This is a genomic window from Oceaniglobus indicus (assembly GCF_002751875.1).
Lineage (GTDB): Bacteria > Pseudomonadota > Alphaproteobacteria > Rhodobacterales > Rhodobacteraceae > Oceaniglobus > Oceaniglobus indicus.
Window position 1 is genome coordinate 130,458 of record NZ_NMZM01000001.1, and the last position, 12,554, is coordinate 143,011.

At 66.2% G+C, this 12,554-nt stretch carries 12 protein-coding genes; 5 read left to right on the top strand and 7 right to left on the bottom strand.

The annotated features are described in order from the left end of the window. Positions 1–16 precede the first annotated feature (16 nt). Entirely contained in the window at positions 17–895 is an 879-nt protein-coding gene (locus tag CFP68_RS00585) for a PD-(D/E)XK nuclease family protein (protein WP_145953370.1), read from the bottom strand. A gap of 81 nt (positions 896–976) precedes the next feature. On the opposite strand from CFP68_RS00585, the gene CFP68_RS00590 reads away from it, so the two are divergent. Next, complete coding sequence (locus CFP68_RS00590; protein ID WP_099823378.1) at positions 977–2,635, top strand: ABC transporter permease; 1,659 nt, start codon at positions 977–979, stop codon at positions 2,633–2,635. A 119-nt stretch (positions 2,636–2,754) separates the two neighbouring features. Next, entirely contained in the window at positions 2,755–4,020 is a 1,266-nt protein-coding gene (locus tag CFP68_RS00595) for a SulP family inorganic anion transporter (RefSeq protein WP_099823381.1), read from the top strand. Here the strand turns inward: CFP68_RS00595 and CFP68_RS00600 are convergent. After that, entirely contained in the window at positions 4,017–6,485 is a 2,469-nt protein-coding gene (locus tag CFP68_RS00600; protein ID WP_099823383.1) for a penicillin acylase family protein, read from the bottom strand. The two genes, CFP68_RS00595 and CFP68_RS00600, sit on opposite strands and share 4 nt — an antisense overlap. Positions 6,486–6,556: 71 nt before the next feature. On the opposite strand from CFP68_RS00600, the gene CFP68_RS00605 reads away from it, so the two are divergent. Further along, positions 6,557–7,429: an NAD(P)-dependent oxidoreductase gene (locus tag CFP68_RS00605; protein ID WP_099823385.1), complete on the top strand. Its 873-nt coding sequence runs from the start codon at positions 6,557–6,559 to the stop codon at positions 7,427–7,429. Between the two features lie 134 nt (positions 7,430–7,563). Here the strand turns inward: CFP68_RS00605 and CFP68_RS00610 are convergent, their stop codons facing one another. Then, positions 7,564–8,349: an enoyl-CoA hydratase gene (locus CFP68_RS00610; RefSeq protein WP_099823387.1), complete on the bottom strand. Its 786-nt coding sequence runs from the start codon at positions 8,347–8,349 to the stop codon at positions 7,564–7,566. Between the two features lie 56 nt (positions 8,350–8,405). Between CFP68_RS00610 and CFP68_RS00615 the strand changes: the two genes are divergently transcribed. Continuing rightward, the gene (locus tag CFP68_RS00615) at positions 8,406–8,831 is read left to right on the top strand and encodes a PaaI family thioesterase (protein ID WP_099823390.1); all 426 of its coding nucleotides are present in this window, start codon (positions 8,406–8,408) and stop codon (positions 8,829–8,831) included. Here the strand turns inward: CFP68_RS00615 and CFP68_RS00620 are convergent. Continuing rightward, positions 8,804–9,874 carry an ornithine cyclodeaminase gene (locus tag CFP68_RS00620; protein ID WP_099823392.1) on the bottom strand — a complete coding sequence of 357 codons (1,071 nt, stop codon included), beginning with the start codon at positions 9,872–9,874 and terminating at the stop codon, positions 8,804–8,806. The two genes, CFP68_RS00615 and CFP68_RS00620, sit on opposite strands and share 28 nt — an antisense overlap. Before the next feature lie 25 nt (positions 9,875–9,899). After that, positions 9,900–10,823 carry an arginase gene (gene rocF, locus CFP68_RS00625; protein ID WP_099824134.1) on the bottom strand — a complete coding sequence of 308 codons (924 nt, stop codon included), beginning with the start codon at positions 10,821–10,823 and terminating at the stop codon, positions 9,900–9,902. A gap of 116 nt (positions 10,824–10,939) precedes the next feature. On the opposite strand from rocF, the gene CFP68_RS00630 reads away from it, so the two are divergent. Next, complete coding sequence (locus CFP68_RS00630) at positions 10,940–11,362, top strand: Lrp/AsnC family transcriptional regulator (RefSeq protein ID WP_099823394.1); 423 nt, start codon at positions 10,940–10,942, stop codon at positions 11,360–11,362. 62 nt (positions 11,363–11,424) lie between these two features. Here the strand turns inward: CFP68_RS00630 and CFP68_RS00635 are convergent, their stop codons facing one another. Both CFP68_RS00635 and CFP68_RS00640 read right to left on the bottom strand, forming a co-directional pair. Beyond that, entirely contained in the window at positions 11,425–11,895 is a 471-nt protein-coding gene (locus CFP68_RS00635) for a disulfide bond formation protein B (RefSeq protein WP_241523899.1), read from the bottom strand. Continuing rightward, positions 11,892–12,470, bottom strand: a complete 579-nt coding sequence (locus CFP68_RS00640; RefSeq protein WP_099824138.1) for a YqaA family protein — start codon at positions 12,468–12,470, stop codon at positions 11,892–11,894. The genes CFP68_RS00635 and CFP68_RS00640 overlap by 4 nt, the downstream gene beginning before the upstream one ends. Positions 12,471–12,554 lie beyond the last annotated feature (84 nt).

A 12,554-nucleotide genomic window follows, 5' to 3' on the forward strand; every position in this document is an offset into this window, starting at 1 on the left:
GCCGCCGGCGAACGGCTCAGTCGGGCAGGAGGGTGACGCCGGGCAGGGCCGCGATGGCGCCAAGGTCCGCCTCGTAAAGCGTGCTCAGCCGCTGAACCAGGTCGGCGGACCAGCCGGGCAGGCTGCGTTCTTCCTCGATCGCGTCGGGGTGAGCGAACTTGTCGAGAAAGGCGGTCATCACCTGGCGGCGGGCCTTCTCGGTGGCCGGCGGATGGGCCCGTGTATAGACGCGCAGCCGGTTCATGCCCTCGCCGGTCATCACCGGGCGCAACATGTCGAACATTCCCTTCAGCGGCATTTCGCCACGCACGCCCGCGACGCGGTGGATGATCTCGGGCCAGAACAACGGCGTGTCCTCGTGGCACCACACCGTTACCGGGCAATCGGGACAGGCCTCGCGCAGGGCCGCGATCGTGTCGGACCAGCGCAGGATCTGAGGTTCGGCGCGGGTCAGGAAGGCCGGGAACTCGGCCTCGGGACGCCCGGCTTCCTCGAACACGGCGGGCAGGAAGGTGGCCGGGTTGCGCACCGAGATGAAGAACGCCACCGGGCTGTCGGGGAACAGGTTTCGCAGCCACGCGGCCTTGGCGATCTTCGGATAGATCTGGCCGTATTCCACTGCCATCGACACCATCGAGATGAAATTGGCATTCGACAGCACCAGGCGTTCCGTCGTCTCGTCCGCGCCCATGGCTTCCAGCAGGACATCGCGGGTCGCATCGTCACCGGGGTCGCCGCGCAGGCGGTTCATCACGGTGCGCAGCACATCGCGATAGTCCTTGGCGTCGGGCACCACGACGCCGAGGCCCGACAATTCCGCGCGGTTGCGCATCAGCGTCTTGCGCAACCGGCTAGCATCCGTGCAATGCGCGCCTAGATGGATCGCGACATCCATGACCGTCACTCTTCATTGCTTCCCCTTCGGTTCTATCCGAGCTTTCTGGACAGGCAAGGTGCTTTTGGATATGGCGCGAGAATGACTGATGAAAACACTCAGGGTCCGGTGCCGTCCTTCCGTCTTCCGCGGGTCGATCCATGGTCGCTGGGCGCCATCGTGATTGCGGCGCTGGTCCTGTTGCCGCTGATGGCGGTGCTGTGGCTGGCCTTTCATCCGACCGAGAACATCTGGCCGCACCTCGTGGCCACGACGCTGCCGCGCTATTTCGGCAACACGGTGATCCTGATGTCGGCGGTCGGGGTTCTGGCCGGGGTGACCGGGACGCTGACCGCGTGGCTGGTGGTGATGTACCGCTTTCCCGGTGTGCGCTGGCTGGAATGGCTTTTGTTGCTGCCGCTGGCCATCCCGGCCTATGTGGTGGCCTATGCGCTGGTCGATTTCCTGGATTACGCGGGGCCGGTGCAAACCGCGTTGCGCGGCGTTTTCGGATGGACGGATTCGCGCGATTACTGGTTTCCGCTGATCCGCTCGCGCGGGGGCGCCATCGTGGTGCTGGCCGCCGCGCTTTACCCTTATGTCTACATCCTGGCACGTGCCGGCTTGCGCGAGCAGTCGGGCTGTGTCTATGAGGTGGCGCGCGCCCTGGGAACCGGCCCGGTCGGTCTGTTCTGGAGGGTCGGCCTGCCCCTGACGCGGCCGGCCGTTGCGGCGGGCATTGCCATCGTGATGATGGAGACGGTGAACGATTTCGGCGTTGTCGAGTATTTCGCCGTTCAGACCCTGACGACCGGCATCTTCACCGTCTGGCTCGAGACCGGCAATGCCGGGGGCGCGGCCCAGATCGCCTGTGTGATCCTGGCGCTGGTGCTGGGGTTGGTTGCGCTAGAGAAATTCTCGCGCCGCCGCGCCCGGTTTCATCAACTGTCGCGCCGTCAGCGCGGGGTCGAGCGGATCGGCCTGGGCGGCTGGCGGGCCTGGACGGCGACGGCGGTCTGCACCCTGCCGTTCGCCATCGGTTTCGTGCTGCCCGTCTGCGTCATTACCGCCCATGCCTTGTCCAAGCCCGACCGCTGGTTTGAACAGGGGCTGCTGCGCGCGCTGTGGAACACCGTTGCCACGGGCGGGATCGCCGCGGTGCTGACGGTTACGCTGGGGTTGTTCCTGGTTTACGGCGTGCGCCTGACCGGGCGGGCGCTGCCACGGCTGATGTTGCCGGTCACGACCATCGGCTATGCCGCGCCGGGTGCGGTTCTGGGGCTGGGCCTTCTGATCCCGCTGGCGTGGTTCGACAACACCCTGGCCGACGCCTGGACCGCAATCAGCGGCACCGACCCCGGCCTGATCCTGACCGGATCGGCGACCGCGATCGTGCTGGCCTATGTCGTGCGGTTCTTCGCCATCGCCCAGGGCGCCGCCGATGCGGCCATGGGGCGCGTGTCGCCCAGCCTGCCGATGGCGGCCCGCGCGCTGGGGCGCACGGCGGGGGGCACGTTGACGGCCATCTATATTCCGCTGATCCGCGGATCGGTCGGCACCGCGCTGCTTCTGGTGTTTGTCGATTGCGTCAAGGAATTGCCCGCCACGCTGTTGCTGCGCCCGTTCAACTACAACACCCTGGCGACACGGGTGCATGAGCAAGCCTCGCTCGAGCGGATCGGCGAAGCGGCGCCGGCCGCCTTGCTGGTGATGCTGGTCGGGCTGGCGGCGGTGGCGTTGCTGGCGCGCGCCAACCGCTAGGGCCCCCGGCCCGTTGTGGTGCCCGGCGTGTTGATCTAACTGAAGGGGCGGGCGATCATTTCATCGCCGCCCCAACCCCAAATCGTCGGATCCCCTGGTTCCAGGGGCGAGGTTCCCCCATGAAGCCCAAGATCATCACCACGCTGAAAACCTATGACGGCCCGCAGTTTACCAGCGATCTTGTCGCCGGTGTGACCGTGGCCATGGTGGCATTGCCGCTGAGCCTTGCGATCGCCATCGCCTCGGGCGCGGGGCCGGAAAAGGGGCTGGTGACCGCCATCGTCGCGGGGTTCCTGATCTCGCTGCTCGGGGGCAGCCGGGTGCAGATCGGCGGGCCGACGGGCGCGTTCATCGTCGTCGTCTTCGGGGTGATCGCCGAGCACGGCTATGACGGCTTGGTCCTTGCGACCCTCATGGCCGGGCTGATCATGCTGATCGCCGGAGTCCTGCGGGCGGGAAGCCTTGTCGCCTATGTGCCGGAACCGGTGATCAACGGCTTTACCATCGGCATCGGCGTCATCATCGCCACCAGCCAGTTGAAAGACCTGTTCGGGCTGTCGATCGCCCAGGTGCCCGCCGAATTCGTTGCGAAGATGCAGGCGCTTTTCGCGGCCCGTGACAGCCTGAATCTGGTCGCCTTGGGCATCGGGCTGGTGACGATGGCGCTGATCGTGGGTCTGCGCCGCCTTGCCCCCCGGTTTCCGGGGCTGATCGTGGCGGTCGGCGTGACCTCGGCCATCGTTGCGCTGACGGCCCTGCCGGTCGATACGATCTTTTCGCGCTTCGGCGCCTTGCCGAACACCCTGCCGATGCCCGCGATTCCCGATATCAGCATCGCGCGCATCGTCGAGCTTTTGCCGTCGGCCCTTGTGATCGCGTTCCTGGCCAGCATTGAATCGCTGTTGTCGGCGATGGTGTCCGACCGGATGATCGGCGGCCAACATCGGCCCAACGCCGAGGTTCTTGCCCAGGGGTTCGCCAATATCGGATCGGCCCTGTTCGGCGGCCTTCCGGCCACGGGGGCCATCGCGCGCACGGCAACCAACGTGCGCGCCGGGGGCAAGACGCCGGTGGCCGGCATCATCCATGCACTGACGATCCTGCTGGTGATGCTTCTGGCGGCCCCCCTGGCGGGCTATCTTGCCATGCCGGCCCTTGCCGGGCTGCTGATCCTGACCGCCTGGAACATGAGCGAGCCGCACAAGTGGCGCGGCTATATGCAGACGCGGATGTCGGACCGCGTTCTGTTGATCCTGACGCTGGTTCTGACGGTCTTTGCCGACCTGACGGTGGCCATCGGCGTCGGCGTTTCCGTCGGCCTGGCCCTGCGGTTGCGGCGGCGCAATGCCGAGGTCGAGAAAGACTGGACGCCGCCCGATCGCTAGGGTGCGGGCACCAGCGTCGTGATCCCGACCGAAGCGCCCCGCGCCAATTCGGGGTCCAGCGTCATCTGGATGTATTCGCCGCGCCGCCACAGCTCGCCCAGGTCGTCATAGTGGCGCGACAGGGGATGCCCCGACTGCCCGGTCGAGATGATGAAGACGGAACTGTCGGGATCGGCAAAGTCATACACCCCGCGATAGCCCGCGCCGGCCACGTTCTGGAACGGATCGGGCCCGGTGCCACGGCTCAGCCCGCGGCGCAGGGTGTTGTCGCCGCCGCTGGTCGACTGGCGGATGTTGACGAACCAGTTCACGAACGGCTGATCTCCCAGGACGGCATGATCCTGTGTCGCCTGGTGGGCGTCGCCCCAGCGCAGGGATTCGAGCGCGGTGCCGTATTTCTCGGATATCCAGATCAGCGCCTCGTCCAGCGATTGGCGCGCCACGTCGGGGCAGGTTTCGACCGGCGCCGATTGCAGCACGTCGCACCAGACCGCCGCGCCGTCGGTATTGCGGAACACCCGTTCGATGAACACCGGGTCGATATGGCTGAACTCGCGGCTGAGCGGGCCCAGCTCGTCACGGATCAGGCGGTCCTGCAGGGCGCGCATCCATGCGGCATAGATCAGGGGTTCGGGCAGATGTTCGTTCATCTCGCCGTTCCAGTCGGCCAGCAGCTTCAGCGCGCGCTGACGCAACCGTTCGGGCGTGCCCTCGGGGGCCGGATCGCCGGTGAACCACAAATCGCTGGCCACCAGCGGCAACAGCGTGCGCGCGGTCGGTGATACGGTGTCCAGTTGCGCCTCGATGAAACTTTCGCGGGTGTGGACCTCGCGGCTCTGCATCAGGCGGTTCCAGCGCTTGATCCGCTCGGTATCGCCCCAATTGAACGACACATGCAGCGGGAATGGACGATCGACCGTCTTGTTGTTGGTGTTGCCCAGAATGCCGCCCGCGGGATCGACGAACTCGGGGTTGGCGGTATAGGGCAGGCGCCCCTGCCAGCGGTTTTCAGACAGCCAGCCCGGTGTCGGCAGGCGCCCCTGCGATTGATGGGCCACGTCGCGCAAGGGCATCGCGCCGATGGTCTTCATCGCGATGCCGTTCTGATCGGCCAGGGTCAGGTTCTGGGCCGGTGCGATGAACTTCTCGCCCGCGGCCAGCGCCTCGGCCACCGATCCCGCCTGCATCAGATCCATCGCGGCCGAAATCGACGTGTCGTTGGGCGACAGCGCGGTCCAAGCCAACGACGCCACATGCCCCGGCGGGGTGATGGCCCCCAGATCGTATTGCGAGGCGGGCAGGATCGGGCCGTTGTCCGACCAGCGCAGGGTCAGCGTGACGGGGTCGGCATCCTTGATGCGCAGGATCGACGTGCGCGTCGTCAGCTTCTTGTAGCCTTCGGGGGTCAGCACCTCTTCGGGATTATCGGGGTTCAGCTTCTCGATATAGACATCCTGATCGTCGACATAGGCCGACGTGATGCCCCACCCCATGCGTTGCGACCGGCCCAGCAGGATGGCCGGCACACCCGGAATGGTGCCGCCGATCACCCCGCCGGTGCGCAATTCCAGCCGCGCCAGATACCAGATCGACGGCGCGCTGAAGGCCAGGTGCGGATCGCTCGCCAGAAGGGTGCCGCCCGAGGCGGAGCGCGACGGCGCTGCGGCCCAGGCGTTCGAGGCGCCGGCCAGGGCCCTCTCGCGCACTGGCGACAGCGGATCGTTCAGGGGCGGGGTGACATCGGCGTAACGCGGCAGGTCGGCCCCCGGAAACAGGCCGGCATATTCCGGCAGCGCCGCAATGCCCGATCCCGGCGTGTCGGGCAGGATATCGCGCACGCGATCGCTTTCCAGCAGAAGCGAGACGCGCGCGCGCAAGACCTCGGATTGCAGGTGCGACGACAGCTGCAGGGCCATCAGCTTGACGATGGCAATGCTGTCGGCCGGCTGCCAGGGCGCGATCTCGGGCGAGAACAGGAAGAATTCGGGCGCGCCACGCCCCCGTGCGCCGGTGTTGACCTCGCGCAGCCAGGCGTTCACCCCGGCCGCATAGGCGCGCAGCGCGATCTTGGTCTCGGGTGTCTGGTTCTCGACCGATTGCACCGCGAGGTTATAGAGATCCAGGCGGCGCAGCAGATCGTCGATCTTGGCGGTGCGCTGGCCGAACAGTTCCGACAGACGCCCCTGCGCCGTGCGCCGCAACATCGTCATCTGCCACAGGCGGTCCTGGGCATGGGCGAAGCCGAGGCCGAAAAAGACATCGGCATCGGTCTTGCCGAAGACATGCGGCACGTCTGCGTGATCGCGCACGATCTCGACCGGGGCCGAGATATCGGGGGTTTCGATCCGCGCATCGTAATCCGGGATCGAGCGGCCCGTGAACCAGTAGATCACGGTCAGCGACCCGATCAGAAGCACGACGATCCCGACGAAAAAACGCAGGAGCCAGCGGAAATAGAAGGCCATGGAACCTCGGTTGACCGGAGGGGGTATTCGGTTAGACAGGAGTTAAGCTATTTGACAGAGGGAGGAAAGCGGTGGCGAAGCTGGCATTTCTGGGGTTGGGCGTCATGGGCGCCCCGATGGCCGCGCACCTTGCGAAGGCCGGGCACGACGTGACGGTCTATAACCGGACTACGTCAAAGGCCGAAGCCTGGGCAAAGGCGAACGGCGGCAGTCACGCGGCGACCCCGAAGGCGGCCGCCGAAGGTGCCGAATTCGTGATGGCCTGCGTCGGCAACGACGACGACCTGCGCGCGGTCTGCACCGGCGACGAGGGCGCATTCGCGGGGATGGAAAAGGGCGCGACCTTCGTCGATCACACGACCGTGTCCGCCGCCGTCACGCGTGAGCTGTATGAGGCCGCCAAGGCCGACGGTATCGCCTTCGTCGATGCGCCGATTTCAGGCGGTCAGGCGGGGGCCGAGAACGGCCAGTTGTCCATCATGTGCGGCGGCGACCCGGATGCCTATGCACGGGCCGAGCCGGTGATGAACACCTATGCCAAGCTGTGCCGTCGCATCGGCGATTCGGGCGCCGGCCAGATGACGAAGATGTGCAACCAGATCGCCATCGCGGGATTGGTGCAGGGCCTGTCCGAAGCGCTGCACTTTGCCGAGAAGGCCGGTCTTGACGGGCGCGCGGTGGTCGAGGTCATCTCGCAGGGCGCCGCCGGATCGTGGCAGATGGCGAACCGGCACGAAACCATGCTGGACGACAAGTTCGAACATGGCTTTGCCGTCGACTGGATGCGCAAGGACTTGGGCATCTGCCTGACCACCGCCGACGAAAACGGCGCCTCGCTTCCCGTGACGGCACTGGTCGACCAGTTCTACAAGGACGTCCAGAAGATGGGCGGTGGGCGCTGGGATACATCGGCCCTGATCCAGCGGCTGCGCGCCATGGGCTGACGTTGCGCCCGCCGATCCTTCGGGATTGAGTATTTGGAGCAAGAAAAAGCGCGGCGTCGTGGCTTTTTCTTGCCGGAACTACTCCCGCCGGAGGCTCCTGTGGCATCAGGCGGCGCAAGTGGGCGACGTCGCGCTCACTGGTTCCAGGCCGGGGGCCGCTTGGCCAGAAAGGCGGCGATGCCATCGGCGGTGTCGTCGCGCAGCATGTTCTCGACCATTACCGCACCGGTATGCGCATAGGCTGCCGCCAGATCCATGTTCAACTGCTCGTAGAACGCGCGCTTGCCGATCCGCACCGCGGTCCCCAGTTTGGCGGCGATCCGATCGGCGAGGTCTGCCGTCTCTTGCGCAAGATCCGCCGAGGGCACGGCGCGGTTGATCAGGCCAAGGTCCGCCGCGCGGTCGGCTGTGATGAAATCGCCGGTGGTCAGCATCTCGAACGCCTGTTTGCGCGGGATGTTGCGCGACAGGGCCACCATGGGGGTCGAGCAGAACAGGCCGATGTTGACCCCATTGACGCCGAAACGGGTGTCGTCGGCCGCGATGGCCAGATCGCAACTGGCGACCAGCTGGCATCCGGCGGCGGTGGCGATGCCATGCACCTGCGCGATCACCGGTTGGGGCAGGCGGGGGATCGCCTGCATCATTGCCGAACATCGTGCGAAAAGATCCGCAAAGGCCGCGGCCCCGCCGTCGGGCGCGGCGCGGGCCCGGGTCATTTCTTTCAGGTCGTGCCCGGCGCAGAACGCCTTGCCTGCGCCCGCAATCACCACGACGCGGATCGCCCGATCCGTTTCCAGTGCCGCGAACGCCGCGGTCAGTTCGGCCAGCATGGCGTCGGACAGCGCATTCAGGTTGGCCGGCGTGTTCATCGTCAGGTGGGCGATCGCCCCCCGGTCCTTGCGTTCGAGTATCGCCATCTTGCCCTCTCCTTCGGTTTCGGCGACCCTAGCGCGATGTCGCCCGAGGAGAAAGCATGACGCTGCAAATGGACACCGCTGCACTGAATGCGTTTCTGGACCGCGAATTTGCCCAGGTGTCCCGCGATTTCCGGGTTGTTTCGGCCACGGCGGCGCAGTTGAAACTGCGCATGACCGTCAGCGATCAACACCTGCGCCCCGGCGGAACGGTGTCGGGCCCGACGATGTTCGCGCTGGCCGACGTGGCGGTGTATCTGGCCATCCTCAGCCATATCGGCCCCCGGGCGCTGAGCGTGACCACCAGCTGTTCCATCGATTTCATGCGCAAGCCCGCCGCTGCAACCCCCCTGATCGCCGAGGCGCGGATCCTCAAGCTGGGGCGGGTCCTGGCCGTCGGCGATGTGCTGGTCTTTTCCGAAGGACACGACGCACCCGTCGCGCGCGCATCCCTGACCTATTCGATCCCGCCCGCCAAACCTTGACGCGCCCGTTGCACCATGCCGAACAGGTCACGCGCGTCGTCGGGATCGGCGATCATGTCCAGCCTCTCGAACAGGCCGGTGTCGTCCAGCCGTGCGCGAACGTAGCGCAGGGCCGAGAAATCCTCGATCGCGAAGCCGACCGAATCGAAAAGCGTGATCTGGTCGCGTGACGTGCGCCCCGGCGCGCTGCCCGCCATCACCTGCCATAGTTCGGTGACCGGGTGGTCGGGGTCCAACGCCTGAATCTCGCCCTCCACCCGCGTTTGCGGCGGGTATTCGACGAAGATCCCGGACCGCAGCAGGATATCGCGGTGCAGTTCCGTCTTGCCCGGACAATCGCCGCCGATGGCGTTGATGTGGACGCCGGCGCCGACCATGTTGTCACCGAGGATCGTGGCATATTGCTTGTCGGCGGTGCAGGTCGTGATGATGTCGGCGCCTTCGATCGCGGCCTCGGGGCTGTCGCAAGCGGTCAGGGTCAGGCCGCTGTCCGCAAGGTTCGCCATCGCCTTGTCGGTGGCGGCCCGGTCGATATCGAACAGGCGCACCGCATCGATGCCGCAGATCGCACGGAACGCCAGCGCCTGGAATTCGCATTGCGCGCCATTGCCGATCATCGCCATGGTCCGGGCGCCTTTCGGGGCCAGGTGTTTCGCGGCAAGCGCGCTCATCGCCGCCGTCCGCAAGGCCGTGAGGATCGTCATTTCCGACAACAACACGGGATAGCCGGTGTCGACCCGGGCCAGCAGGCCGAAGGCGGTGACGGTCTGCAACCCCGTGCGCGTGTTCTTGGGGTGGCCGTTCACATATTTGAACCCGTAGACATCGCCGTCGGACGTCGGCATCAGCTCGATCACACCGTCGGCGGAATGGGACGCGACGCGCGGCGTCTTGTCGAACGCTTCCCAACGCAGGAAATCGGCCTCGATCTCGGCGGCGATGCCGCACAGCATCTCGTCGATGCCGATCCGGTGGATCAGGCGCATCATGTTGTGCACAGAAACGAAGGGGACATAGGCAAGATCGGACGGTTTCGCGGACATGGCGGTTCTCCGGGGTTTGGGCAGGTCAGACGTGGGCGCGGGTCGGACGGTCGAACACCCGCCGCCCCATGAGCGAGCCGACCAGATCGACCATCAGGGCCGCCGTCTTGCCGCGCTCGTCCAGGAACGGGTTCAGCTCGACCAGGTCCAGCGATGTGACCCGGCGGCTTTCGTGCAGCATCTCCATCACCAGATGCGCCTCGCGGAAGGTGGCGCCCCCGGGCACGGTGGTACCCACCGCGGGCGCGATGGACGGGTCCAGGAAATCCACGTCGAGCGAGACGTGCAGCATCCCGTTCGCCGCCTCGACCCTTTGCAGAAAGGCGCGCAGGGGCGCGGCAAAGCCGGTCTCGTCGATCTCGCGCATGTCGTGCAGCGACACGGGGCTGTCCACCAACGCGGCATGTTCCGCCGGATCGACCGACCGGATGCCCAGCAGCGCGACGTTTTCCTCGGACACCGGGGCGGGCACGGGCGGAAACATGTCGAACCCGGCGCGTCCGCAGGCATAGGCAAGCGGTGTGCCGTGCAGGTTGCCGCTGGTGGTGGACAGCGGCGTGTGGAAATCGGTGTGCGCGTCCAGCCACAGAACGAACTGCGGCCGGCCGATGTCGGCGGCATGGGCCGCGACGCCGGTGACGGTTCCGGCCGCCAGCGCATGATCGCCCCCCATGAACACCGGCATCGATGACACCATGGCCTGACGTGCGGCATCGTGCAGCGCGCGGGTCCAGGCCACCGTTTCACCGAGCGCGATCAGGTGGGCGGGGGCGTCGGGATGATCACTAGGCGCGCCCGGAACCACGTTGCCCGAATCGGTGACACGGTGCCCCAGATCGCGCAGCGCCTCGGCCAATCCGGCCACGCGGAACGCATCCGGCCCCATCAGACAGCCGCGCCGCGCCTTGCCGCAATCCACTGGGGCGCCGATCAGGGTCACGTCGGTCATGTTATTCTCCGGTTTCAAATGTCCCGATCTTATCCCGCCAATATGCGTCAGGTTGAACATGCATATCTGACCGCTTTAGCGTGACATTGGCCGAAACGGAGCCCAGTATCGCCGATATGGACGACACCGATCAGAAGATCCTGGCCGCCTTGCGCCGCGACGCTCGCGCACCGCTCTCCGATCTGGCGGCGCGGTTGGGAATATCGCGCGCGACCGTGCGCACCCGGATCGACCGGATGCGCACGACCGGCGAGATTCAGGGGTTCAGCGTGATCACCCGCGCCGATGCTGCCCTGGCGCCCGTGCGCGGTCTGATGATGCTGGGGATCGAGGGTGCGGGCACACGTCGGCTGATCCACCGCCTGCACGGTCTTGCCCCGGTCACGGCGGTCCATTCCACCAACGGCAAATGGGATCTGATCGTCGAACTCTCGGCGCAAACCCTTGAGGAGCTGGACCGGACCTTGTTCGACATCCGCGAATTCGACGGCATCATATCAAGCGAGACGAACCTGCTTCTGACCACCCGCCGCACTTAAACAGCGCTTCGTCGGGTTTTTTCTTGCCGTAAATACTCGAATCCCGCAGCAGGCCCAAAACGCTAGTCGCGCCGCAGCGCCACCACCCAGACCGCCACAAGCGCGAACGACAGGATCGCGTTCCAGCCGGCCATGGAAACGCCCAGCAGGCTCCACGCCACCTGGTCGCACATGACAAGGGCCGGCGCCGCCGTCGGGTCCAGCAGGTCGGCACCCGACAGACCCGACAGCCCGCCACCGGTGCCGGTGCACGAGGTCGGGCCCTGCCACAGCTTCAGCTCGACACCTGCGTGAAACACGCCGATCGCCCCGGTGATGAACGCCGCCAGGGCACCGCCCGCGGCGACCACCCGTGCCGGCCAGAAGAACCCGATCGCGCCAAAGGCCACCGCGGCCGCATGGGGCCAGCGCTGCCAAAGGCACATCGCGCAGGGCGGATAACCCAGCGCCTGGAAAACGAAGGCCCCCAGCAACAGCAGGAACGATCCAGCGGCGGCGCACAGGATCAACGACCGGCGGTTGAAATGCATCATAGATACCTCACGACGTAAAAGCCGCCGACAAGCGCCACGACAAACAGGACGAACAGCATGCCCAGCCGCCGTTCGATGAAATCGCGGATCGGCGGGCCGAACTTCCACAACAGCGCCGCGACCAGGAAAAACCGCAACGCGCGCGCGGCGATGCTGGCCACGACGAACACCGGCAGCGACAGCCCGGTGCTGCCCGACAGGATCGTGATCACCTTGTAGGGGAAGGGCGTGACTCCCGCGATCAGCACCGCCCAGGCGCCGAAATCGTTGTAACGGGCGCTGAAGTCCTCGAAATATGCGTCCTTGCCATAAAACTCCAGCACCGGACGGCCCACCGTCTCGAACACCTGCGCACCGATCCAATAGCCCAGCAGACCGCCCAAAACCGAGGCGACCAGTGCAACCCCGGCGATCAGCCAGGCCCGGCGCGGCGCGGCCAGGATCATCGGGATCATCAGAACGTCGGGCGGGATCGGAAAGACCGAGCTTTCCAGAAAGGCGACAGCCGCCAGGGCCCAGAGCGCATGGCGCGATTCGGCCAGCGCGATTGTCTTGTCATACAGTTGTCTGATCATGGGTTCTTCCGGCAGGGCCACTTCTTCGATCATTTTCCCGCTGCCGGGTCAACGCGCCTTTGCGTGATCGGGAACCGGCAGGGG